The organism is Streptomyces rubellomurinus (assembly GCF_000961885.1).
Classification (GTDB): domain Bacteria; phylum Actinomycetota; class Actinomycetes; order Streptomycetales; family Streptomycetaceae; genus Kitasatospora; species Kitasatospora rubellomurina.
This window is the reverse complement of sequence record NZ_JZKH01000028.1, coordinates 1-23173: the sequence shown is the minus strand read 5'-3', so window position 1 is coordinate 23173 and position 23173 is coordinate 1. Positions and strand designations below refer to the sequence as shown.

General features: G+C 74.1%; 20 protein-coding genes. 9 read left to right on the top strand and 11 right to left on the bottom strand.

The features are described from left to right. Positions 1 to 82 precede the first annotated feature (82 nt). The 5 genes from VM95_RS15655 to VM95_RS15635 all read left to right on the top strand — a co-directional run bounded on the left by VM95_RS15655 (position 83) and on the right by VM95_RS15635 (position 8625). Positions 83 to 1627, top strand: coding sequence for a cytochrome ubiquinol oxidase subunit I (locus tag VM95_RS15655; RefSeq protein ID WP_045696962.1), 1545 nt, complete (start codon positions 83 to 85; stop codon positions 1625 to 1627). 24 nt (positions 1628 to 1651) lie between these two features. Next, a complete protein-coding gene (cydB, locus tag VM95_RS15650; RefSeq protein WP_045696960.1) occupies positions 1652 to 2653 on the top strand; it encodes a cytochrome d ubiquinol oxidase subunit II in 1002 nt (333 codons plus the stop codon). A 1-nt stretch (position 2654) separates the two neighbouring features. Then, the gene (cydD, locus tag VM95_RS15645) at positions 2655 to 6188 is read left to right on the top strand and encodes a thiol reductant ABC exporter subunit CydD (RefSeq protein ID WP_045696958.1); all 3534 of its coding nucleotides are present in this window, start codon (positions 2655 to 2657) and stop codon (positions 6186 to 6188) included. Between the two features lie 188 nt (positions 6189 to 6376). After that, the gene (locus VM95_RS15640; RefSeq protein WP_425265312.1) at positions 6377 to 8050 is read left to right on the top strand and encodes a sensor histidine kinase; all 1674 of its coding nucleotides are present in this window, start codon (positions 6377 to 6379) and stop codon (positions 8048 to 8050) included. 167 nt (positions 8051 to 8217) lie between these two features. Continuing rightward, positions 8218 to 8625, top strand: a complete 408-nt coding sequence (locus tag VM95_RS15635; RefSeq protein WP_107072977.1) for a YegP family protein — start codon at positions 8218 to 8220, stop codon at positions 8623 to 8625. Between the two features lie 51 nt (positions 8626 to 8676). Here VM95_RS15635 and VM95_RS15630 read toward each other — a convergent pair whose 3' ends face one another. Next, positions 8677 to 9525, bottom strand: a complete 849-nt coding sequence (locus VM95_RS15630) for an HAD family hydrolase (protein WP_045697059.1) — start codon at positions 9523 to 9525, stop codon at positions 8677 to 8679. Between the two features lie 158 nt (positions 9526 to 9683). On the opposite strand from VM95_RS15630, the gene VM95_RS42590 reads away from it, so the two are divergent. Both VM95_RS42590 and VM95_RS15625 read left to right on the top strand, forming a co-directional pair. Beyond that, positions 9684 to 9839, top strand: a complete 156-nt coding sequence (locus VM95_RS42590; protein ID WP_157882114.1) for a hypothetical protein — start codon at positions 9684 to 9686, stop codon at positions 9837 to 9839. 51 nt (positions 9840 to 9890) lie between these two features. Beyond that, positions 9891 to 10703 carry a pyrroline-5-carboxylate reductase family protein gene (locus tag VM95_RS15625; RefSeq protein WP_167352928.1) on the top strand — a complete coding sequence of 271 codons (813 nt, stop codon included), beginning with the start codon at positions 9891 to 9893 and terminating at the stop codon, positions 10701 to 10703. Here the strand turns inward: VM95_RS15625 and VM95_RS43730 are convergent. After that, positions 10627 to 11043, bottom strand: a complete 417-nt coding sequence (locus VM95_RS43730) for a methyltransferase domain-containing protein (RefSeq protein ID WP_157882113.1) — start codon at positions 11041 to 11043, stop codon at positions 10627 to 10629. The genes VM95_RS15625 and VM95_RS43730 overlap by 77 nt on opposite strands. Before the next feature lie 140 nt (positions 11044 to 11183). On the opposite strand from VM95_RS43730, the gene VM95_RS40355 reads away from it, so the two are divergent. Then, on the top strand, positions 11184 to 11573 hold the full coding sequence (locus VM95_RS40355) for an isochorismatase family protein (protein ID WP_244178790.1): 390 nt from the start codon (positions 11184 to 11186) through the stop codon (positions 11571 to 11573). Positions 11574 to 12008: 435 nt separating this feature from the next. Here VM95_RS40355 and VM95_RS15610 read toward each other — a convergent pair whose 3' ends face one another. From VM95_RS15610 to VM95_RS15575, 8 genes are read right to left on the bottom strand one after another with little or no spacing between them, the layout of a single operon-like run. Next, a complete protein-coding gene (locus tag VM95_RS15610; RefSeq protein ID WP_244178789.1) occupies positions 12009 to 13586 on the bottom strand; it encodes an amino acid adenylation domain-containing protein in 1578 nt (525 codons plus the stop codon). Continuing rightward, positions 13583 to 14374 carry a lysine 5,6-aminomutase subunit beta gene (kamE, locus tag VM95_RS15605; RefSeq protein ID WP_208615463.1) on the bottom strand — a complete coding sequence of 264 codons (792 nt, stop codon included), beginning with the start codon at positions 14372 to 14374 and terminating at the stop codon, positions 13583 to 13585. The genes VM95_RS15610 and kamE overlap by 4 nt, the downstream gene beginning before the upstream one ends. Continuing rightward, positions 14371 to 15942: a lysine 5,6-aminomutase subunit alpha gene (kamD, locus tag VM95_RS15600; RefSeq protein ID WP_045696952.1), complete on the bottom strand. Its 1572-nt coding sequence runs from the start codon at positions 15940 to 15942 to the stop codon at positions 14371 to 14373. Before kamD ends, kamE begins: the two co-directional genes overlap by 4 nt. After that, complete coding sequence (gene kdd, locus VM95_RS15595; RefSeq protein ID WP_208615462.1) at positions 15942 to 17012, bottom strand: L-erythro-3,5-diaminohexanoate dehydrogenase; 1071 nt, start codon at positions 17010 to 17012, stop codon at positions 15942 to 15944. Before kdd ends, kamD begins: the two co-directional genes overlap by 1 nt. Beyond that, a complete protein-coding gene (locus tag VM95_RS15590; RefSeq protein WP_045696950.1) occupies positions 17009 to 18415 on the bottom strand; it encodes a KamA family radical SAM protein in 1407 nt (468 codons plus the stop codon). Before VM95_RS15590 ends, kdd begins: the two co-directional genes overlap by 4 nt. Before the next feature lie 60 nt (positions 18416 to 18475). Then, positions 18476 to 19159 (bottom strand): GNAT family N-acetyltransferase, encoded by a 684-nt coding sequence (locus tag VM95_RS15585; RefSeq protein WP_244178788.1) that lies wholly within the window; start codon positions 19157 to 19159, stop codon positions 18476 to 18478. Between the two features lie 52 nt (positions 19160 to 19211). Further along, a complete protein-coding gene (locus VM95_RS15580; RefSeq protein ID WP_045696948.1) occupies positions 19212 to 20249 on the bottom strand; it encodes a pyridoxal phosphate-dependent aminotransferase in 1038 nt (345 codons plus the stop codon). Beyond that, complete coding sequence (locus VM95_RS15575) at positions 20246 to 20653, bottom strand: cupin domain-containing protein (RefSeq protein WP_244178787.1); 408 nt, start codon at positions 20651 to 20653, stop codon at positions 20246 to 20248. Before VM95_RS15575 ends, VM95_RS15580 begins: the two co-directional genes overlap by 4 nt. A gap of 181 nt (positions 20654 to 20834) precedes the next feature. Between VM95_RS15575 and VM95_RS15570 the strand changes: the two genes are divergently transcribed. Then, positions 20835 to 21827 (top strand): helix-turn-helix transcriptional regulator, encoded by a 993-nt coding sequence (locus tag VM95_RS15570; protein WP_052706645.1) that lies wholly within the window; start codon positions 20835 to 20837, stop codon positions 21825 to 21827. Positions 21828 to 21878: 51 nt separating this feature from the next. On the opposite strand, the gene VM95_RS15565 is transcribed toward VM95_RS15570, so the two are convergent. After that, on the bottom strand, positions 21879 to 23144 hold the full coding sequence (locus VM95_RS15565; protein ID WP_045696945.1) for an ATP-grasp domain-containing protein: 1266 nt from the start codon (positions 23142 to 23144) through the stop codon (positions 21879 to 21881). Positions 23145 to 23173: the final 29 nt, after the last annotated feature.

Here is a 23173-nt window from a genome sequence, read left to right as displayed (position 1 = left end):
GCTTGTGCGGCTCCGCGATGGTCTGCGGCTTTAGGTGAAGTCTGTCCGGAAATGGCCCACGGGGCCGGTTGGAGAGGGCGACGTGGAACTGGCAATCGCTCACGAAACCATCGCGCGATGGCAATTCGGCATCACGACCGTCTACCACTTCCTCTTCGTCCCGCTCACCATCAGCCTGGCCGCGATCGTGGCCGGGCTGGAGACCGCCTGGGTGCGGACGAACAAGGAGAAGTACTTCCACGCCACGAAGTTCTGGGGAAAGCTCTTCCTCATCAACATCGCGATGGGCGTGGTCACCGGCATCGTGCAGGAGTTCCAGTTCGGCATGAACTGGTCCGACTACTCCCGCTTCGTCGGCGACGTGTTCGGCGCCCCGCTCGCGATGGAGGCGCTGATCGCCTTCTTCTTCGAGTCCACCTTCATCGGGCTGTGGATCTTCGGCTGGGACAAGCTGCCGAAGAAGCTGCACTGCGCCTGCATCTGGATGGTGGCGCTGGGCACCGTCCTCTCCTCCTACTTCATCCTCGCCGCCAACTCCTGGATGCAGCACCCGGCCGGCTACGCGATCGACCCGGCCACCGGGAAGGCGCAGCTCACCGACATCGCCGAGGTGCTGTTCCAGAACACCACCCTCGTCGTGGTCTTCCACACCCTGACCGCCGCCTTCCTCACCGGCGCGGCCTTCGTGGTCGGCATCTCCTCCTTCCACCTCTGGAAGGCCAAGCGCAGGCCGGAGACCGCCGACCCGAAGAAGACCGCCGTGATGCGCACCTCGCTGCGGCTCGGCCTGGTGCTCGCGGTGGTCTTCGGACTGGGCACCGCGCTCAGCGGCGACACCCTGGGCAAGGTCATGTTCGAGCAGCAGCCGATGAAGATGGCCGCCGCCGAGGCGCTGTGGGACACCCGGTCGCCCGCGCCGTTCTCGATCTTCGCGGTCGGCGACGTCAGCAAGGGCCACAACTCGGTCGAGCTGGAGGTCCCCGGGATACTGTCCTTCCTCGCCCACAACGACTTCAGCTCCGCCGTCCCCGGCATCAACGACACGGCCGCCGCCGAGGCCGCCGCGCACGGCGGGAACCCGAAGGACTACATCCCGAGCGTCTTCGTCACCTACTGGGGCTTCCGCTTCATGATCGGCTTCGGGATGACGTCCTTCGTCGCCGCCCTGATCGGCCTCTGGACCACCCGGCGCAAGCTGTTCCTGCGGCCCGAGTTCCGCACCGGCGACACCGAGGTGCCCCGGCTGATGCTCACGCCGAAGCGGGAACTGGGCCCGCTGCTCACCAAGTGGAGCTGGCGGATCGGCATCCTGACCATGGGCTTCCCGCTGATCGCCAACAGCTTCGGCTGGATCTTCACCGAGATGGGCCGTCAGCCCTGGGCCGTGTTCGGCCTGATGACGACCGCCAGCGCCGTCTCCCCCAACGTGAGCGTCGGCACCCAGATCGGCGCGCTGGTCACCTTCACCACGCTGTACGCGGTCCTCGCCGTGATCGAGGTCCGGCTGCTGGTCAAGTACGCCAAGGCCGGGCCGGTGACGACCGAGCGGCCGCCGGCCGAGGACCCGTCCCTGCGCGGCCCGGCCGCGGACGAGGACGCCGACAAGCCGCTCGCCTTCGCGTACTGACCCCGCCGGAACTGAGGATCTGACATGCAACTCCACGACGTCTGGTTCGTGCTGATCGCGGTCCTGTGGATCGGCTACTTCTTCCTGGAGGGCTTCGACTTCGGGATCGGCATCCTCACCAAGCCGCTCGCCCGCGACACCGCCGAGCGCCGGGTGCTGATCAACACCATCGGCCCGGTCTGGGACGGCAACGAGGTCTGGCTGCTGACGGCCGGCGGCGCCACCTTCGCCGCCTTCCCGGACTGGTACGCGACGCTGTTCAGCGGCTTCTACATCCCGCTGCTGGTCATCCTGGTCTGCCTGATCGTGCGCGGCGTGGCCTTCGAGTACCGGGCCAAGCGGGACGGCGCCCGCTGGCAGCGCAACTGGGAGGAGGCCATCTTCTGGACCTCGCTGCTCCCGGCCTTCCTGTGGGGCGTGGCCTTCGCCAACATCGTGCGCGGCGTGGACATCGACGCGCAGAAGAACTACGTCGGCACGTTCTGGGACCTGCTCAACCCGTACGCGCTGCTCGGCGGCCTGGTCACCCTCGCCCTGTTCACCTTCCACGGCGCGGTGTTCGCGGCGCTCAAGACGGTCGGCGAGATCCGCGAGCGGGCCCGCCGGGCGGCGCTGGGGGCCGGGCTGGCCACCGCCGTGCTGGCGCTGGCGTTCCTGACCTGGACGCAGGCCGACAGCGGGAACGGGCGGAGCCTGGTGGCGCTGGTCGTCGCCGTGCTGGGCCTGCTCGGCGCCCTGGCGGCCAACCAACTCGGGCGCGAGGGATGGGCGTTCGTCCTCTCCGGGGCGACCGTCGTGGCCGCCGTCGCGATGCTGTTCCTGGCGCTCTTCCCGAACGTCATGCCGTCCAGCCTGAACGACGCCTGGAGCCTCACCGTCTCCAACTCCGCCTCGGCGCCGTACACGCTGAAGCTGATGACCATCGTCGCGGCCGTGTTCACCCCGCTGGTGCTGCTCTACCAGGGCTGGACGTACTGGGTGTTCCGCAAGCGGATCGGCGTCCAGCACATCCCGGCCGGGCACTGACATGAAGCCCGTCGACCCCCGCCTCCTCGGCTACGCCCGCACCACCAGGGCCTTCCTCGCCGGATCCGTACTGCTCGGCGCGGCGGGCGCGGCCCTGGTGGTCGCCCAGGCGAGCCTGATCGCCGAGATCGTCGTCCGCGCCTTCCAACGCGGCGACGGACTCGGCGAGTTGACCACGCCGCTGATGCTGCTCGCACTCACCGCGGGCGGGCGGGGGCTGGTCGGCTGGCTCACCGAACTCACCGCGCACCGGTCCGTCGCCCGGGTGAAGTCCACCCTGCGGCGCCGGCTGCTCGACCACGCCACCGCGCTCGGCCCGGCCTACCTGGCGGGCCGGCGCACCGGCGAGCTCACCACCCTCGCCACCCGCGGCGTCGACGCCCTCGACGACTACTTCGCCCGCTACCTGCCGCAGTTGGCGCTCGCCGTCGCCGTCCCGGCGATCGTGCTGCTGCGGATCGTCGGCGCCGACCTCACCTCGGCCGCGATCATCGCCGGGACGCTGCCGCTGATCCCGCTGTTCATGGCCCTCATCGGCCTGGCCACCCAAGCCCGGATGGACCGGCAGTGGGACAGCCTGGCCCGGCTCTCGCACCACTTCCTCGACGTGGTCGCCGGCCTGCCCACCCTCAAGGTGTTCAACCGGGCCCGCGCCCAGGCCGCCACCATCGCCCGGATCACCGCCGACTACCGCCGCGCCACCCTGCGCACCCTGCGGATCGCCTTCATCTCCTCCTTCGCCCTGGAACTGCTCTCCACCCTGTCCGTCGCGCTGGTCGCCGTCACCATCGGCTTCCGGCTGGTCGACGGCACCCTCGACCTGGAGACCGGGCTGGTCGTGCTGATCCTCGCCCCCGAGGTGTACGTCCCGATCCGGCAGGTCGGCGCGCTCTACCACTCCAGCGTCGAGGGCCTGACCGCCGCCGACCGGATCTTCCAGGTGCTGGAGACGCCGCTGCCCGCCGCCGGCACCCGCCCGGCGCCCGCCCTGGCCGGCGCCGCGATCGCCGCCGAGGGCCTGGTCGTCCGGCACCCCGGCCGCACCGAGCCCGCACTGGACGGCGCCTCGCTGACGCTGCGTCCGGGCGCCACCACCGCCCTCACCGGGCCGAGCGGCGCCGGGAAGTCCACCCTGCTGGCCGTCCTGCTCGGGCTCACCGCCGCCGACGCCGGCACCGTCCGGATCACCGGGGCGGACGGCCGGACGCACGACCTCGCCGAGCTGGACCCGGCGAGCTGGCGGCGGCAGATCGCCTGGGTGCCGCAGCACCCGCACCTGTTCGCCGGCACGGTCGCCGACAACCTGCGGCTGCTCCGGCCGGAGGCGAGCGACGAACAGCTGTGGACGGCGCTGCGGGCCGCGCACGCCCTCGACTTCGTCACCGACCTGGACGCGCGGCTCGGGGAGGACGGCGCCGGGCTCTCCGCCGGGCAGCGGCAGCGGCTCGCCCTCGCCCGGGTGCTGCTCGCCGACGACCGGCCGCTGGTGCTGCTCGACGAGCCCACCGCGCACCTGGACGGCGCCTCCGAGGCGGCCGTGGTCGAGGCGGTGCGGGCGCTCGCCGAGGACCCGGCGCGCACCGTGCTGGTGGTCGCCCACCGGCCGGCACTGCTGGCCGTCGCGGACGAGCGGGTACGGCTGGCGGGGCCGGCGGCCGCGGAGGCTCCTCCCGCGGCTCGGGTGCTCGCACACGGCGGGCGGCCGACCGCCGCCCCGGCCGTGCCCGAGGAGTCGGCGGAGGAGACCGGGGCCACGCCGCGGTTCGCGCTGTCCGTGCTGCTCGGCGCGCTCGCCCTCGGCAGCGCCGTCGCCCTGATGGCCACCTCCGGCTACCTGATCTCCCGGGCCTCCCAGATGCCCCCGGTGCTCTACCTGATGATGGCCGTCACCTCGGTGCGCGCCTTCGGCATCGGCCGCAGCGTCTTCCGCTACGCCGAGCGGCTGGTCTCGCACGACGCCGTGCTGCGCACCCTCGGCACCCTGCGCGCCGCCGTGTACCGGCGGCTCACCGTGCTCGCCCCGGCCGGCCTGCCCGCCTTCCGGCGCGGGGACCTGCTCTCCCGGCTGGTCGCCGACGTGGACGCCGTCCAGGACCACCACCTGCGCTGGCGGCTGCCCGCCGCCGTCGCGGGCGTCGTCGGGCTGGCCTCGGCCGTCGCACTCGGCGCCTTCCTGCCCGCCGCCGGGCTGGTCCTCGGCCTGGGGCTGCTGCTCGCGGGCGTCCTGGTGCCCGCGCTGGCCGCCCGCTGGTCGGCCGGTGCCGAGCGGCGGCAGGCTCCCGTCCGGGGCCGGCTGGCCGCCGGCGTGGTGGACGTGTTCACCGGCACCGCCGAGCTCACCGTGGCCGGCGCGCTGCCGCGCCGACTGGCCGCCGCCCGCTCCGCCGACGCCGCGCTGACCGGGCTGGCCGCCCGCTCGGCCGCGACCACCGCGCTCGGCACCGGGCTGATCGCGCTGCTCACCGGGCTGACCGTGACGGCCGCCGCCGCGGTCGGCGTCCAGGGGGTGCGGGACGGCGCGCTGGCGCCGGTCTGCCTGGCCCTGGTGGTGCTCACCCCGCTGGCCGCCTTCGAGGCGGTCACCGGGATGCCGCTCGCCGTCCAGGCCCGGCAGCGGGGCCGGGCGGCCCGGGCGCGGCTGGACGAGGTGCTGTCCGCGCCGGAACCGGTCGTCGAGCCCGTGGACGCGGCCGCGCTGCCCGCGCAGCCGCTGCCCGTCGCGGTGCGCGGGCTGACCGTCCGGCACCCCGGGCAGGCCGTGGACGCGCTCACCGGGATCGACCTCGACCTGGCGCCCGGCCGCCGGATCGCCGTCGTCGGCCCGTCCGGCTCCGGCAAGACCACCCTCGCCCAGGCGCTGCTGCGGTTCCTGGAGCCCGGCGCGGGCAGCGTCACCTTCGCCGCCGGTCGTCCACAGGCTGTGGACAGCCGCGCGCTCGCCGGGGAGGACGTCCGCCGGGTGATCGGCCTGTGCGCGCAGGACGCCCACGTCTTCGACAGCTCGCTGCGCGAGAACCTGCGGCTCGCCCGCCCCGACGCCGACGAGGAGCAGCTGCGCGCCGCGCTCGCCGCCGCCCGGCTGCTGGACTGGACCGACCGGCTGCCGGCCGGGCTGGACACCATGGTCGGCGAGCACGGCGCCCGGCTCTCCGGCGGCCAGCGCCAGCGGCTCGCCCTGGCCCGGGCGCTGCTCGCGGACTTCCCCGTCCTCGTCCTGGACGAGCCCGCCGAACACCTCGACCTGCCCACCGCCGACGCCCTCACCACCGACCTGCTCGCCGCCACCGCGGGCCGCACCACCGTGCTGATCACCCACCGGCTGGCCGGGCTGGACGACGGCACCGTGGACGAGGTGCTGGTGCTGGACGGCGGACGGGTCGTCGAGCGCGGCCGCTGGTCCGAGCTGGTCGCCGACCCGGACGGGCGGCTGCACGCGATGCGGCGGCGCGAGCGGGAGGCGGACGGGCTGCCGGCGGCGGACGGGGCTGTGGAGGCGGACGGGCTGCTGGAACCCGTCGTGTCGGCCGTCCGTTGAAACGGTCTGCCGAAAACCGTACAAACTAGGCTTTCTTCATGGACCCCACGCCGGACCTCACGCCGGACCCCGCCGCCGTCCCCGAGCCGGCCCCCCACCGGGTGCCGGAGATCGCCTCGCTCGGCCTGGACACCCTGGTCACCGAGGTCTCCGAGCGTCTGCAGTCCGCCGCCGCCGTCACCGACCGGATGCAGCGGCTGCTGGAAGCCGTGGTCTCCATCGGCGCCGGACTCGACCTGCACGCCACCCTGCACCGGATCGCCACCGGCGCCGCCGAACTCGTCGACGCCCGCTACGCGGCCCTCGGCGTGATCGCCCCCGGCGGCACCGGCCTCGCCGACTTCATCCACGTCGGCGTCGACGACGAGACCGCCGCCGCGATCGGCGAACTGCCCGCCGGCCGCGGCGTCCTGGGCGCCCTCATCGACCGCCCCGAGCCGCTGCGGCTGCCCGACCTCGGCGCCGACCCACGCTCCACCGGCTTCCCGCCGCACCACCCCGGGATGCGGACCTTCCTCGGCGTGCCGATCCGGGTCCGCGCCGAGGTGTTCGGCAACCTCTACCTCACCGAGAAGAAGGGCGGCGGCGCCTTCACCCCCGAGGACGAACAGGTGGTGCACGCGCTCGCCGCCGCGGCCGGCGTCGCCATCGAGAACTCCCGGCTCTACGAGGAGGGCCGGCGCCGCGAACGCTGGATCGCCGGCGCCGCCGCCGTCACCACCGCGCTGCTCTCCGCCGCGCAGGCCGAGACCGCGCTGACCGTCGCCGCCGAGCAGGTACGGGAGTTGGCCGACGCCGCGCTCGGCATGATCCTGCTGCCCACCGGCCCGGAGGGGTCCGGCGACGGCGACGGGCAGATGCGGGTCGCGCACGCCTCCGGCGAGGTGGCCGAGTTCGTCCGCGGCGAGCTGCTGCCCAAGGACAGCTTCGCCGCCCGACTGCTCGCCGGGGAGAGCGTCTACCTCGACGACATGTCCAGCGACCCCACCGTGGTGATGCGGCACGCCCGCTCCTTCGGCCCGTCCATGGCCGTGCCGATGGTCGCCGCCGGGCGGGTGCTCGGCGGGCTGTGCGTCTGGCGCCCGTGCGGCGCCGTGCCGTTCACCGACTCCGAGAAGCAGCTCGCCGAGGCCTTCGCCTCCCAGGCCGCCCTCGCCCTGCGGCTCGCCGAGGGCCAGCGCGACCAGCAGCGGCTCGCCGTCTTCCAGGACCGCGACCGGATCGCCCGCGACCTGCACGACCTCGTCATCCAACGGCTGTTCGCCACCGGGATGATGCTGGAGAGCGCCGCCCGCCGGTCCGTCGTCCCGGAGGTGAAGGTCGGCATCGGCAAGGCCGTCGACGAGCTCGACGCCACCATCCAGGAGGTCCGCACCACCATCTACGCCCTCCAGCACGACAACCACGGCGACGCCCCCGACACCCTGCGCACCCGGGTGCTGCGCGAGGCCAGCCAGGCCGCGGCGGCCCTCGGCTTCAAGCCCTCGGTCAGCTTCGTCGGGCCGGTCGAGAGCCTGGTCGGCGAGAACACCGGCCGTCAACTGCTCGCCGCACTACGGGAGATGCTGTCCAACACCGCCCGGCACGCGCGGGCCTCCCGGGTCGGCGTCGAGATCGACGCCACCGTCCACCTCGGCGGCGACGGCCGGCCGGTCGGCGGCGACCCGGAGTCGCCGGTCCGCGACGGGCGCCCCGGCGTGCTGCTCACCGTCACCGACGACGGGGTCGGCATCCCGGCCGGCGGGCGGCGCAGCGGACTGCTCAACCTCACCCGGCGCGCCGAGGCCCTGGGCGGCGACGCCTGGCACGAGCCGGGGCCGCACCGCAGGGGCACCCGGGTGCGCTGGACGGCCCGGCTGTGACCTCCGGCTGCGACCCCTGCTGGCTGGCCGGTGGAAGCTGAACGGGGGAGAACTTCCCGGCCAACAGCGCAAGTTGTGAACCGTCCGGGCTTTCGCGGATTCCGTGTGCACACATAGCTTGTCACCGTCCCGGAGGGTAATCGGCGGGGAAACCGGACGGAGGGGCAGTGGACGCTTCCGGCCGCGGTCGCACCGCAGCAGGGGCACGTCGTGGCGGGTTCCGGACCGAGCGCGCTCCGGACGGGCGGTACCGCTGGCAGCTGAAGGCGCCGAACGGGCGGGTGGTCGCGGTCACCGCCGCCCAGTTCGACACACCGGGGGAGGCCGAGCGCGGCTTCGAGGGCCTGCGCGCCGGGGCCTCCGAACTCACCGCGCGGATCACCCACGTCCGGGACGGCATCGGCTGGATCTGGGTCGTCCCCGGCACCCGCGCCCTCCCCGAGGTGCGGTCCAGCCGCGCCTACGAGCGGTACGCCACCTGCCAGAGCGCGTTCCGGCGGTTCGTGGTGCTGCTCGGCAAGCAGCCGCCGCGCGAGCCGCGGACCCCGGACTGCGGCAACGGGCGCTCCGGCTAGGCGAGTTCGGGTAGGCGAGTTGGCCAGGCGAGTTCGGCCAGGCGAGGTCGGCTAGGCGAGTTCGAGGAGGCGCTCCAGGACGGCGGCGACGCCGTCCTGGTCGTTGCTCACGGTGTGCCGGGCCACCGCCGCCAGCACCTCCGGGTGCGCGTTGGCGACGGCGTAGGCGGTGCCCGCCCAGGCCAGCATCTCCAGGTCGTTCGGCATGTCGCCGAAGGCCACCACCTCGCTCCGGTCGATCCCGTGCCCGGCGCACCAGCGGGCCAGCGTGCTCGCCTTGGTGACGCCCGGCGCGCTGATCTCCAGCAGCGGGATCGGCGCCGAGCGGGTGATCTCGGCCAGGTGCCCGGCCGCCGCCCGGGCCTCGTCCAGCAGCACGTCCGGGTCGAGGTCCGGGTGCTTGGCGAGCAGCTTGAACAGGCCGCGGACCCGGCCGTCCGGGCCCAGCAGCTCCTCGGCCGAGCCGATCGGGTGGTCGGTCTCCTCGCCCCACATCGGCACCGCGTACTCGGGCTCGCGGGCGAAACCGGCCGGGTACTCGAAGGCGAACGCGGTGCCGGGCAGCTTCGCCCGCAGCACGTCCACCACCGCCAGCGCCGTCCCGGCCGCCAGCGGGAACGACTCCAGCAGCTCGCCGCGCCGCACGTCCACCACGGCGCCGCCGTTGGAGCAGATCGCCACCCCGTGGCCGCCGATGTGCGGGCTCACCTGCTGCATCCAGCGCGGCGGGCGGCCGGTCACGAACACCACCTGCACCCCGGCCGCCTCGGCCGCGGCCAGCGCGGCGGCGGTGCGGTCGCTCACGGTGCCGCCGGCGCAGAGCAGGGTGCCGTCCAGGTCGGTGGCGATCAGGCGGGGGGCGGGGGCGAGGGGCTCGGTCACCGGACCATCTTCGCCCATCGGCGGCGGCCCGGTCACGACCGCGGCACCCGGCCGTCTTTCGGCCTTCTTCCCGGTCGCGGGCGTCGTTTTCCAGCCGATCGGCGGGGTTGACGCGTGTCCGCACCGGCGGCGACGGGCAGGAACCGGCCGTGGCCACCACATCGGCAGAGAGAACCGTGCCCACCCCCACCGACCCCGTCGAGACCCCGGCGCGGGACACCTCGCGCGACCCGGTGCTCCTCGGCGACATCCTCTTCCACACCCTCGCCGACCTCGCCCGCCGCGCCCCCGCCCCGCTCCTCCCGCCGCAGCGGACCCGCCCGCACCCGTAGGCCGCCCGCTGTCCGTCCGGGGCCCGACGCGGGTCTGCGATGCTGGTGGCCGTGAGCGGGTATCGGGCGGTGGGCGTGGTCGGTCTGGGTCGCATGGGGCTGACCCTGGCGGCCGGTTTCAGCAAGGCGGTCGGGCCCGAGGGGGTCTTCGCGGCCGGGCGTTCCCCGGCGAGCGTCACGCGGCTGCGGGCCGCCGTGCCCGGTGCGACGGTCCTGCCGTTGCCGGACCTGCCCGGTCGCGCCGACGTGATCGTCCTGTGCGTGGGCAACGCGGACCTGCCGTCCGTCCTCGACGACCTGCGCCCGGGGCTCGGCCTCCGGCACGTGGTGGTCGCCATCAACAACGGCCTGCCGCTGCGGGCGCTGGCGGAGGCCGTCGACGGCCCGGTGGCCAAGCTGATCCCGAGCGCGGGCAACGAGGCCGGTGCCGGCGCGACGCTCCTGGTGCCCGGTGCGCGTCTGACGGAGCAGGGCACGAGGGACCTGCTGGCCCTGCTGCGGGCCTTCTCGACCCCGTTCGTGATCGAGGAGGCCCAGGGCCGGGCGGCCACCGACCTGGCCTCCTGCGGCCCGGCGCTCCTGGCCGCCGCCGCCCGGGCGATGGTGGACGCGCAGCAGGAGCGCGGCGCCCCGCTGCCGCGGGAGCTGGCGGAACAGCTCGTCGCGCAGAGCCTGCAGGCCGCGGGCCGGCTGCTCGCCGAGGGCGCGGGCCTGGACGACGTCGTCCAGCGCGTCGCCGTCCCCGGCGGCAACACTGCTGCCGCCCTCACCGCCGCCCGCGACGGCCTCACCACGGCATGGCACGCCGCGTTCCGGGCAACGGCGGCCAACGAACGCTCCCGCCCGGCCCCCGCCTTCCGCTGACCCCGGCTGGGCCGGGGCAGCCCTGGTCCTCCCACCAGAGGTAGGCGGCCTCGACCTCGTCCCAGAGGCGGCGCGGGCCGTACTGGTGGACGGCGAAGCGGTCGCGGTCCCGGTCGACGGCAGCCCAGGAGCGGGCGTCGGTGGTGGCGACCCAGAGGCGGTCGGCGTCGGCGTCCCAGGCGGTCCAGACGTCGGGCAGGCACAGGCCGAGGGCGAAGCGGGCCTCCCAGCTGTCGCCGGTGATCCGGTGCGGGGAGAGGGCGGTGGTCGATTCGTCCGGGACGTGGTCGTCGCGGACCACGTCCCGGAAGATGCGGAGATCGCGGCGCTGGTTGCGCATCAGCATGAGAATTGGACGGGGTCGGGATCGGGCGTGTCCTCGGAGTCCTCGGGTGGGAGGGGCTTCACCGCTCGACGATCGGGAGATCGGCGTGGACGACCTTCCCGAGCGGGAGTGGTGAGACGCCCCACTGCCCGCGCGTGAGCCGGTGCACCATCGCCAGCCCCCGCCCCGACGTGGAAGCGGAGTCGGCCCGGATCATCACGGGCATCACCCGGGACCCGTCACCGCACGCTCGGAAGGCCACGGCGGTCCTGGACAAGACGATCTACAGCCTGTTCACCGACGAGGGTGCGGACCTGGTTCGCCGGCACGGCGGGACGGATCTGTACATCTGCGGCATCGCCACGGAGAGTTGCGTGCTGAAGACGGCCGTCGATGCGTTCGAGCGGGACCTCACACCGTGGCTGCTGGAGGATGCCGTTGCCAGCCATGCGGGCCAGGCAGCCCACGACGCGGGCATCCTGGTGGCCAGCCGGTTTATCGGGCCCGGCCAGATCATCAAGACGGCTGACATCCCCAGTTGCTAGGTCCCTGCCGTCCAGCTGGGCGAGTTCGGCGGGATTTGAGCCATGGGCGCCGTTGTCGGAGTGGTCGCTTGCTGGCATCGCATCGTCCCGCTGTCACAAGGAGGATTCGACGTGAGGCCTGCGCCCACCGGCACTCCTCCCGGCGTCGGAAGTCGCCGACAGCCTGCGAGTCCGCCAGCGGAACCGCCTGGACGCGGCCGTCCGAGCGCTCTCGGACGGCCGCGTTCGACGCCTGCGAGACGGGGTGGAAGCGTGATCCGACTCCTGGACGGCGAGCAGACAGGCGAGCTGGAGGACCAGCTGAAGGTGGTCTTCGCCGAGTCCTGTGCCGAACCCCCGTACGGCGAAGGGCTGGCCGACTGGACGAAGGGGCCGCGGAAGGCGCGCGGCTGGGTGCGCAGGAAGTCGGGCTGGCCGACTTCCTGTGCGACCGGGTCAGGCCGCGAGGAGGGCGGTGCGGTCGAGTTTGCCGTGAGGGGTCAGCGGGAGCTGGCGGAGGTGGTGGATGGACTGGGGGAGCATGTGGGCCGGGAGGTGGTCGGCGAGGTGGGCGCGGATGACCCTGGTGGGCACCTCGTCCGGGTTGGCGACCACGTAGGCGCTCAGGGACTGGGCGTCGGGGGTGACGGTGCAGGCGGCGCTGGTCACTCCGGGGATGGCTCGGAGGGCGGCTTCGATTTCTCCGAGTTCTATGCGGAAGCCTCGCAGCTTGACCTGGCCGTCTTGGCGGCCGAGGTAGGAGTAGGTGCCGTCCGGCTCTTCGACGGCCCAGTCGCCGCTGCGGTAGTGGCCGTCGACGAAGCGGGCGGCGTTGAGCTCGGGGCGTTCGAGGTAGCCGTGGCTCACGGAGGCCCCGGAGACCCAGAGTTCGCCGGGCTGGCCGACCGGGACGGGCGTTCCCTCGGCGTCGCGGAGGGAGATGGCGAGGTGGGGCAGGGGGCGGCCGATGGGGGTGCGGTTGGGGCGGGCGCCGTCCAGCAGGTCGGGGGTGAGGGGGCAGAAGGTCACGTGCACGGTGGTTTCGGTGATGCCGTACATGTTGACCAGGCGGGCGTTGGGGCCGAGGCCGGCCTGCCAGAAGCGGCGGACGTCGTCGGGGACGAGGGCCTCGCCGCCGAAGACCACGTGGCGGAGGGAGGGGAAGGAGAGGCCCAGAGCGGCGGCTTCGGTGACGAGGTTGCCGAAAGCCGAGGGGACCTGGTTGAGGAAGGTGACCCCACGGTCCGCCAGCAACTGCGCGAAGGCCTCCGGATCAGCAGCGTTCTCGCGGTCGACGACCACCGCCTGCCCGCCGTACAGCAGCGGGCCCCACAGTTCCCAGACGCTGAAGTCGAAGCTCCACGAGTGGAAGATCGTCCACACCTCGTCCGGGCCGAGGTCGAACAGCGGCGCCGCGCCGTCCATCAGTTCCAGGACGTGCGCGTGGCTGACCAGGCAGCCCTTGGGCAGGCCCGTCGAGCCGGAGGTGTAGATGGCGTACGCGGTGTCCGCAGGGGTGGTCTTCGGGGTGACGCCCGGGCGGGTGGCGAGGGTGAAGGGGCCGACCGTCGCGACGGGCTCCTCGCCCGGGAGCAACGGGGCGTCGGTGAGCACCAGTTGGGCCCCCGAGTCGTTGAGCAGGTGCTGCTGCCGGGCCTCCGGGTAGCCGGGGTCGACGGGCAGGTAGGCGGCGCCGGAGCGGAGGATGCCGAGGACGCCGCCGGGGGCGTGCCGGGTGCGGTCGGCGCGCAGGGCGACGAGCTGGCCCGGGGAGACGCGGCCGCCGAGGGAATCCGCCACCTCCGAGGCCAGGGTGTCGAGTTGACGGTACGTCAGAGTGCCGGAGGTGTCGGACACGGCGGTGCGGTCCGGGTGGCGGGCGGCGGCGTCGGCGAAGCGGGTGTCCAGGCGGTCGGCGGCGGCGGTGGGCATCGGTGGCTCCGGGTACGGGAGTTGGGGGTGCAGCAGGAACGGGTCGGCGAGGTAGACCAGCAGGTGCGGGTCGCTGAGGAAGTCGGACGGTCGGAAGCTCATCCCGTGAGCTCCGCCCCCGTGAGCGCGTGCACCAGGTAGCTGGCGACGTCGGAGGGCGTCGTGCCCCGGCCGAAGACGCGGTCGGCGCCCAACTCGGCGGCGGTGCCCGGGTCGAAGCGGGGCCCGCCGACGACCAGCAGCGGCCGCTCGTGCTCGGCGAACTCGGCGCGCAGTTCGGCCGCGAGTTCCTTGACGTTGGTGAGGTGCGCGTCCCGCTGGGTGACCACCTGGGAGACCAGGACGGCGTCCGCCCCCTCGACGCGGGCCCGGCGGACCAGCTCCGGGACGCTGACCTGCGCGCCCAGGTTGAGGACCTTCAGCTCCTTGTAGTACTCCAGGCCCTTCTCGCCCGCGAACCCCTTGATGTTGAGGATGGCGTCGATGCCGACGGTGTGCGCGTCGGTGCCGATGCAGGCGCCGAGCACCACGAGCTTTCGGCCGAGCCGTTCGCTGACGGCGCTGTTGGCCTCCTTGGCGGTCAGCAGCGGGTACTCCCGCTCGACGACCTCGATCTCGTCGAGGTCGACCTCGTGCACGACCGGCCCGTAGACGACGAAGAAGCTGAAGTCCCGCCCGATCGGCTTGGAGTGGACGAGCAGCGGCCGGTCGATGCCCATCTTCCGGGCGAGCTGCAGCGCGGCGCCGTCGGCGAGCGGGCCGTGCGGGACGGGCAGGGTGAAGGAGACCTGCACCATGCCGTCGTCGGTGGTGTCGCCGTACGGGCGGACGGTGGTGGCGGTGCGGGGCAGCGTCGGGAGGTCGAGGTCCAGGTCCGGGGCCGTGATCACGTGGTCTCCAGGAGGTCGATGGCGGGGTTGCGGTAGCCGGCGGCCCGCGCCACCACGCCGTCCGCGCCGCGGCCGCCCTCGGCCGTGCGCCGCATGCCGCCGAAGGTGCCGGCGGCGATGGCGTCCAGCAGGCCGCGTTCGCGGATGTCCTCGAGCAGGTCGATCGCCTCGCCGAGGACCTGGCCGGCGCGGCGGGCGATCAGGCCGTCCGGGGCGGGGTGGAAGTCCTCCGCGAGGCCGCCGGCCGCGTCCAGCACGTAGCGGATGTTGCGCAGCGCGAGGTCGCGGTCGGAGAGGAAGGGGGTGACGACGGCCTCGGTCATCATGCCGACCAGCAGGATGCTCTGTTCGGTGAGCGCGCCGGCCAGGTTGAAGAAGCCGTTGAGCAGGTAGCCGTGGAAGACGTCGCCGGTCATGTGCCGGGTGGGCGGCATCCACTTGAGCGGGGCGTCCGGGAAGAGTTCGCGGGCGAGCAGGGCGTGGGCGAGCTCCAGCCGGAACGAGTCGGGCACCGCCGGGTCGATCTCGAAGGCGTGGCCGAGGCCGAGCTGGCCGTCCGCGAGGCCGGCCTCCTTGGCGAAGTACTCGTTGAGCAGCTGGCTCGCGGTGACGGTGTGGGCGGCGTCGACGGCGTCGGCGGTGGTGAGGTAGTTGTCCTCGCCGGTGTTGATGACGATGCCGGCCCGGGCGTGCAGCTGGCGGGAGAAGCGCTGGTCGACGAAGGTGCGGACCGGGTTGATGTCGCGGAACAGGATGCCGTACATGGAGTCGTTGAGCATCATGTCGAGGCGTTCCAGGCCGGCCAGCGCGGCGATCTCCGGCATGCACAGCCCGGAGGCGTAGTTGGTGAGCCGGACGTAGCGGCCGAGCTCGGCCGAGGTCTCGTCCAGCGCGGCGCGCATCAGCCGGAAGTTCTCCTGGGTGGCGTAGGTGCCCGCGTAGCCCTCGCGGGTGGCGCCGTCCGGGACGTAGTCGAGCAGGGACTGCCCGGTGGAGCGGATCACGGCGATCACGTCGGCGCCGCCCTGGGCGGCGGCCTGGGCCTGCCGGATGTCCTCGTGGATGTCGCCGGTGGCGACGATCAGGTAGATCCAGGGGCCCTTCGGGTTGCCCCAGCGGCGCACCAACTCCTCGCGTTCGCGGCGCCGTTCGTCGATCCGGGCGATGCCCCGGCCGACCGCCGTCCGGGCCGCCGCCTCGGACCGTACGGCGGCGTCGCCCTCGGGGACGCGGAACGGCACGGTGCGGGTGGCGGCGCGGGCGGCCAGGTCGGTCAGGTCGCGGTACTCGCCGCTGCGCAGCGCCTCCCAGACCGGCAGGCAGACGCCGTGCTCCAGGCCGACCTGGTCGCGGACGGCGTCGACCAGCCGGTTCGCCCACGGGATGCCCTCGGGGTCGGCGCCGTTCAGGCCGGCCAGGCGCAGGGTGGCGCGCTCGACGGCGACGGTGGTGTGCGAGCGGGCGAGGTCGACGACCGGGCGGCCGGCTCGGGCGGCGAGTTCGCGGGCGCGGCGGACGAGCGCCGGGTCGAGGCCGAGCTTGCCGGGGGTACGGACGGCGGTGGTCATCACAGGCTCCCGGCGAGCGCGGGCTCGGCGGCGCCGAGCCGGTGGTCGAACAGCGCCCGCACGCCCGGCTCCTGCCGGATCAGGTCGAGCGCGAGGGCGGCGTGCCCGGGCTGGTAGCCGTTGCCGATCAGCATGGTGACGTCGCGGGCCAGCCCCTCGGCGCCGAGCGCGGCGGCCGGGAAGGAGGTGGCCATCGAGAAGTAGACGACGGTGCCGCCGTCGCGGGTGGCCAGGATCGCCGGGTGTTCGCAGCCGGGCACGTCGGTGCAGACCACGGTGACGTCGGCCGGTCCGCCGTGCGCGTCCAGGAGGGCGGCCAGGCCCAGCGGGTCGCGGGCGTCGCCGAGCAGCGCCAGGTCGGCCAGCCCGGACTCCTCCAGGGCGCGCCGCTCGGCCTCGTTCGGCACCACGCCGATCAGCCGTCCGGCGCCGGCCCGGCGGGCGGCGGCCAGCGACAGCGAGCCGGACTTCCCGGCGGCGCCGAGCACCAGCACGGTGGGCGCGGGCAGCAGTTCGGCGCGGACGACCCGCTCGGTGAGCGCGGGGGCGCCGCACACGTCCAGGACGGACAGCGCCAGCTCGTCCGGCAGGTCGGGCGGCAGGACGGCGGCGATGGAGCGGCCGAAGAGGACGGCGTGGCCCGAGGCGGGGATGCGCTCGCTGAGGCCGTCCCAGCCGAGCAGCCCGTCGTAGACGGCCAGCGGGGTGAGGCTGAGCGAGACCAGGGTGGCGATCCGGTCGCCGGGGCGCAGGCCGAGCGGCGAGTCCGGGCCGACCGCCTGGACGCGGCCGATCAGCATGCCGCCGGACCCGGTGACCGGGTTGTGCATCTTGCCGCGCTCGTCGATGATCGCGCAGACCTCGTCGCGGATCGCCGGGCCGTCGCCGTGGTGCTTGTCGTGCAGCTGGCGGTAGGAGGCGGCGTCCAGGTTCAGCACCTCGACGCAGACCAGCACCTCGTCGGCGGCGATCGTCGGATCCGGGTCGAGCCGCCAGGCGGCCTGCGGCAGTACGCCGGCGGGCTCCAGCACCCGGTGCAGTCCCATCGACAGGTTCATGGACGAGGTCATGCCGCACCCCCGGTGAGCGCCAGGGCCTCGGGCGTGCTCCACCAGCGGCGGCCGGCCTCGGGCAGGGTGTGCACCGGGTCGTAGTAGTGGTAGGTGCGGTCCAGCGCCTCCGGGTCGTCGTGCTCGACGGAGGTGCGGTAGTTCTTGCGCCAGGAGGAGATGCCGCGCTCGCGGTCGTAGGAGTCGACCTGGTGCACCCAGCGCTTGCCGACGTACGGCACGTCGCAGACGATGCGCGGGGTGGCGAAGCCGGGCAGGTAGCCCATGATCGCGTGCTGCAGGCGCTGCGCCTCGGCGAGCGGGAGGCGCCAGTGCTCGGCGCCGGGGATCATGTCGCAGAGGTAGAAGTAGTAGGGCATGATGCCGGCGTTGTCGAGCAGGCCGAAGCACAGGTCGAGCAGCGCCTCCGGGCTGGCGTTGACGCCGTCCAGCAGCACGCCCTGGTTGCGGACGTCGCGCAGGCCGGCGTCCATCAGCGCGCGGGAGGCCTCGGCGACCAGCGGGGTGACCTGCTGGGCCACGTTGGCGTGGGTGTGCATCGCCAGGGAGACCCCGCGGCCGCGCGCCTTGGCGGCCAACTCTGCCATGCCGTCGAGGAGTTCGGGTGCCATCCAGTGCTGCGGCAGGCCGATCAGGCCCTTGCTGGCGAGCCGGATGTCGCGGACGGACTCGATGTCCAGCAGCCGGTCGACGAAGGAACGCAGGCGCGGCCAGGGCACGTTGGCGACGTCCCCGCCGGAGACCACCACGTCGCGCACGGTCGGGGTGGCCCGCAGGTAGTCGATCATCCGGTCCAGCCGGTCGGCGGGCCGCAGCACGAAGCGGTACTTGGCGATCTGCGGGGTGTTGTTGCCGACCAGGTCCATCCGGGTGCAGTGGCCGCAGTACTGGGGGCAGGTGGTGACCAGCTCGGCCAGCACCTTGGTCGGGTAGCGGTGGGTCAGGCCCTCGACCGCCCACATCTCGGCCTCGTGCAGCGAGTCCCGGGAGGCCAGCGGGTGGCTGGGCAGGGTGGGCCGGCGGTCGGAGGCGACCGGCAGCATGTAGCGGCGCACCGGGTCGCGGTACCAGGTGCCGGTCTCCGGCGGGCCGTCCGGGCCGATGGTGTTCAGCACCTGCGGGGTGAGCAGCAGCGACATGGTCGCGTGGTCGCGCTGGTCGGCCTCGACGTCGGCGTAGAACGCCTCGTCCAGGCCGGGGCCGACCAGCTCGCGCAGCTGCCGGACGCTCTTGACGCAGTGCGCGCGCTGCCACTGCGGGTCCCGCCACTGGGCGGCGGTGACGTCGCGCCAGCCGGGGAAGCGGGTCCAGTCGGGCTCGACGGCCTCGCGCCGCCGGTACTCGTACGGCTGCGGCAGCGGTTCGAGGGCGGTGGGGGCCAGGGTGGGGGCGGCGTACGCCATGGTGCTCCTCCTTAAGGCCACCGGCGGGCGGACGTTCCCCCGGGGCGGTGGGTCGGGTGGTCAGTGGGTGAGCTGGTAGACGAACAGGCCGTCGGCGTCGGGCATGCGGGTGAAGGCGGCCCGCTCCATGACGCGCTGGGAGGCGCGGTTGTCCGGGGTGGTGGTGGCGATCACCCGGTCGACGCCGTCCTGGGCCAGCGCCCAGCAGGCGAGTTCGCTGAGCGCGAGGGTCGCGTAGCCGTGGCCGCGGGCCGGCTCGACCAGGTCGAAGCCGATCTCCACCTGCCCGCCGTCCGGGGCGCCGTGGAAGCCCATGCCGCCGACCGCGACGGCGTCCTCGCTGCGCACCAGCAGGTACATGCCCCAGCCGGGCCGCAGCAGGCCGGCCGCGGCGGCGCCGGCCAGCATCTTCGCGGCGACCCGGGTGCCGTCGCCGGGCGTGCCGCCGAGCCAGTCGAGCCCGGCGGTGCCGCCGTCGCGCAGCTGCTCGGCCTCGGCCGGCAGCACCTCGCGCAGCTGGACCGGGCCGGCGGTCAGCAGCTGGACGGCCGGGCGGGCGGCGTCCTCGGCGACGGCCTCGCGCACCGAGGCGGGACGCAGGTCCGTCCAGCCCTCGGCGACGCGCTCCAGGCAGCCGCGCTCGTCGCCGGTCCAGTCGGTCGCCCGCCAGCCGGCCGGCAGCTCGGCCCGGCGCGGCCAGACGGCGTACTGCTCCTCGTGGTTGACGATCACGACGTGGGTCATCAGGGGTGCTCCTACAGGTACGGGGGAGGGTGTGGTGCGGCCCAACGGAGGCTCAGCGCACGGGGGCGAGCTCGTCGAGCGCGTCGAGCAGCCGGTCCAGCTGCTCGTCGGGGCCGAGCGAGACCCGCAGGTAGCCGGGCAGGCCGAACCGGCCGGCGTCGCGGACGAGGATCCCGTACCGCTCGGCGAGCAGGTGCTCGGCGGCCGCGGAGTCGGGCACGGCGACGGCGACGAAGTTGGTGACGGAGGGCAGCGAGCGGCGGCCCCGGGCGGCGAGGTCGGCGCGGAAGCGCTCGCGCCGCTCGGCATTGCGGCGCACGGCCCGCGCCAGGTGCTCGGGGTCGGTGAGCGCGGCGACGGCGCCGGCCTGGGCGGCCCGGTTGACGCTGAACGGCATGGTGCCCTGGGCCTCGCGCAGCCGGGCGATCAGGTCGGCCCGGCCGACCGCGTAGCCGATCCGCAGCGCGGCCAGCCCGTACGCCTTGGAGAAGGTGCGCAGCGAGACCACCGGGGCGCCGCGGTCCAGGTAGTCGCGCAGCTGCGGGGTGCCGGCCGGGGTGAACTCCAGGTAGGCCTCGTCGACCACCAGCGGGGTGCCGGTGCGCTCGGCGGCGGCGACCAGCAGGTCGAAGCGCTCGCGGGAGAGCAGGGCGCCGGTCGGGTTGTGCGGGTTGCACAGGTAGCCGATGCCGGCGCCGGCCAGCGCCTCGGCGAAGCGCTCGGCGTCGGTCTCCGTACCCGCGAGCGGGATCTCGGTGCAGCCGCGCCGGGCGGTCTCCAGGCAGATCCGGTAGCCGGGGAAGGTGCCGGCGGTGGTGACGCCGGGCCGGGTGACGTCGCCGAGGGCGAGGGCGGTGAGCAGGACGAGCTCGTCGCTGCCGTTGGCGACGGCGATCTGCTCCTCGGCCACGCCGAGGTGCGCGGCGAGGGCGGCGGTCGGGCTCTGCCGGGCCGGGTCCGGGTAGATCTCGGTCAGGTCGATGGCGTCGCGGGCGGCGGCGAGGGCGAGCGGGCTGGCGCCGTACGGGTTCTCGCTCAGGTGCAGGCGGGCCGGGGCCGCGGCCGGGGCGGGGGCCGGGGCGGTGGTCACGCCTTGTCGCCCAGCAGGATGCCGAAGCAGTAGCTGCCCGGCTCGGCCTCCTTGGTGAGGAACTGGTGCTCGGCGCCGGCCGGGACGTGCAGCATCGCCGGGGAGCTCAGCTCGTGGCGCTCGCCCTCCACGGTGACGTCGATCTTCGCGCCGCCCGGGTTCGGCGAGACCAGGAAGTAGATCTCGGCGACCTCGTGCCGGTGCGGGTCGGCGACCGGCTTGCCGACCAGGTGGTCGATCGAGCCGCCGGCCAGCTGGAACGGCAGGCCGCCGAACATGTCGGCGGTCAGGTAGAACGGGGCCGGCACGTGGTGGCCGGCCACCGGCAGGAACTGCGGGATGTCCGTACGGACTTCGACGGTCTGCAGGGCGGTGTGCGAGGCGGTGTGCGAGGCGGTCTGCAAGGCTCCACTCCGGGGCGTTCGGCGGGCGGTCGGCGATGCGGTCGACGGGGCGACCGACGCTGCTGCCCGAACGGGCTGCTCGACTGGGGATGCGAGAAGCCTTGCCGATCCCGGGGCCCGGATCGATGTCCGGACGCTGTCATAAACTTGCCTGGCAGCAAGTGACCGCGGGGGGAGCACCATGACCGACCCGGAGACCGGCGGCGCCGCCGAACTGACGCCCGACGCGACCGTCCTGTACGAACAGGCGCTGCGCGACGGCGTGCTGATCGCCGCCGACCGGCGCGACGGACTCCCGCCGGAGCGCTTCGACGCCGCCCTGGCGGCGCTGCTGGAGCTGCGGCTGCTGCACGGGACGGGGCCCGGCCGCTGGGTGCCGGCCAGCCCGGAGGCGGCGGTGGCCGAGCTGGTGGGCCCGCTGGAGCAGGAGATCCACGAGCGGCGGATGCGCGCCGAGCGGACCAGGGCGATGCTGCTGCCGCTGCAGTCCACCTACTTCGAGGCCCGGCGGGACCGCGGCCGGGGCGTGGCGATCGAGCTGCTGCACGACGTGGAGCAGGTCCGCAGCATGCTCAGCGAGGTGTCCCGGGCCTGCTCGGAGGAGGTGTTCGTCAGCCAGCCGACCGCGCTGAGCGAGGAGACGCTGGTCGACAGCCGCCCGCGCGACCTGCAGCTGCTGGACCGGGGCGTGCGGATGCGCGCGCTGTACCCGCACGTGGTGCTGGCCAGCCCGGTGGTGCAGATGCACTTCACGAGGATGTCGGAGGCCGGCTCGGAGATCCGCACCGTCGGCGAGGTGATCGACCGGCTGATCATCTTCGACCGGCGGATCGCCTTCCTGCCCGACCGCACCCAGGACGGCGAGCCGGGCGCGATGGTGATCCGCGAGCCGGTGGTGGTGGAGTACCTGTACCGCACGATGGAGCGGGAGTGGAGCCAGGCCCGCCCGTTCACCCACACCGGCTTCGGCTACGGGGACAGCGGCGACGAGGTCAAGCGCGGGATCGTCCGGCTGCTCGCGGCCGGGCACAAGGACGAGGCGATCGCGCACCGGATGAACATGTCGGTGCGGACCTGCCGGCGGCACATCGCCGAGCTGATGCGGGACTGGGGAGTGGACAGCCGCTTCCAGGCGGGGGTGTTCGCCTCCCGCTTCGCGCTGATCGACCGCTGAGGCACCGGAGGGCGGCGGGGTCGGCCGCCGCCCGGTCCCGGAGGCGGGGGGTCAGACCTCGCACTCGGCGGAGGTCAGGGTCCGCTCGCCGTCCGGCCCCTCGATGGTGAAGGTGAGCCTGCCGAGCGCCTGCTCGACGACGGCCAGCATCGCGGCGTGGTCCTCGACGATGCCGGTGACGGAGACCAGCTCGGCGGTCGACACGGTCGGCGGCAGCTGCTCGCCGGGCCGGCTCATCACCGTCGCGCCCTCGACGCCGGGCAGGTCCAGCACCTCCCGCAGGCCGTGCACGGCCTTCAGCAGGCCGCCCTCGCGCGGGGTCTGGATGGAACGGACGAAGTACACCCGGTCGGTGGGCGCGTGGCCGACCTCCACCTTCTCGCCGAGCGCGATCCGGCCGGCCAGCTCCATCGGGTCGAGGCCGCCGGCCAGTTCGGCGAGCCAGGACTGGTAGCCGCCGAGCCGGCCGTTGAGCTCGATCAGCCGGGGGCCCTCGGCGGTGAGCTTGAGCTCGGTGTGGGTGATGCCGGTGCGGATGCCCAGGGCCGCGATGACCTGCGTGGTCAGGGCGAGCGCGGCCGCCCGCTCGGCCTCGTCGATCGGCGCCGGCCAGTACTGCCCGGGCTCGCGGAACGGCGGCAGCAGCGGGTACTTGCCGGTGACCTGCCAGTGGGTGGCCTCGCCGTCGACCACGGCGCTCTCCACCGAGACGTAGTCCCCGAACGGGCCGCAGTCCCGGCCGCGCAGGTACTCCTCCAGCACCATCGGGCCGGCGTCCGGCCCGGTCAGCAGTTCCTCGGCGAGGCGGGCGCCCGCGGCCTCCTCGGTGATCAGGTGGGTGTCCCGGCTGCCCTGCCCGGTGGCGGGCTTGAGCACGGCGGGCAGGCCGACCTCGGCCAGCGCGGCCGGCCAGTCGGCGGGGCCCTCCAGCCGGGCGGAGCGGACGGCGTCCACGCCGTGCTCGCGCAGCCGGGCGCGCATCGCGTACTTGTCGCGCAGCAGCCCGACCGTCTCGACCGAGTGGAACGGCAGGCCGAGCCGCTCGGCGAGTTCGGCGGCGTCGCCGAGGCAGGTCTCGCTGAAGGTGAGCAGCGCGTCGGGGCGGTGGCGGCGCAGCTCCTCGGCGGCGACGTCGTGGTCCGGGGCGAGGTCGACGACCGTGGCCAGTTCCTCGATCAGCGCGCGGTTGAGCTCGGTGTGCTCGGACCGGCGCAGCGCCATGAGCACGTCGCCGAGCGGTTCCAGGTGGTCGACGATGGTGAGCGGGCTCACCGCGCCCAGGTCGTAGACGACGGCGATGACGGGTCGGTCTGCCACGGTGCTTGGTCCTTCGGGTTGGGCGGGCG

Bases quoted from the DNA above. Each gene is read 5' to 3' on its own strand.
- VM95_RS15570 (WP_052706645.1), top strand. From the start codon at position 20,835: ATGACCGACCCGGAGACCGGCGGCGCCGCCGAACTGACGCCCGACGCG.
- VM95_RS43730 (WP_157882113.1), bottom strand. From the start codon at position 11,043: ATGCGCAACCAGCGCCGCGATCTCCGCATCTTCCGGGACGTGGTCCGC.
- cydD (WP_045696958.1), top strand. From the start codon at position 2,655: ATGAAGCCCGTCGACCCCCGCCTCCTCGGCTACGCCCGCACCACCAGG.
- VM95_RS15590 (WP_045696950.1), bottom strand. From the start codon at position 18,415: ATGGCGTACGCCGCCCCCACCCTGGCCCCCACCGCCCTCGAACCGCTG.
- VM95_RS15585 (WP_244178788.1), bottom strand. From the start codon at position 19,159: ATGACCCACGTCGTGATCGTCAACCACGAGGAGCAGTACGCCGTCTGG.
- cydB (WP_045696960.1), top strand. From the start codon at position 1,652: ATGCAACTCCACGACGTCTGGTTCGTGCTGATCGCGGTCCTGTGGATC.
- VM95_RS15630 (WP_045697059.1), bottom strand. From the start codon at position 9,525: ATGGGCGAAGATGGTCCGGTGACCGAGCCCCTCGCCCCCGCCCCCCGC.
- kdd (WP_208615462.1), bottom strand. From the start codon at position 17,012: ATGACCTCGTCCATGAACCTGTCGATGGGACTGCACCGGGTGCTGGAG.
- kamD (WP_045696952.1), bottom strand. From the start codon at position 15,942: ATGACCACCGCCGTCCGTACCCCCGGCAAGCTCGGCCTCGACCCGGCG.
- VM95_RS15640 (WP_425265312.1), top strand. From the start codon at position 6,377: ATGCAGCGGCTGCTGGAAGCCGTGGTCTCCATCGGCGCCGGACTCGAC.
- VM95_RS15610 (WP_244178789.1), bottom strand. From the start codon at position 13,586: ATGAGCTTCCGACCGTCCGACTTCCTCAGCGACCCGCACCTGCTGGTC.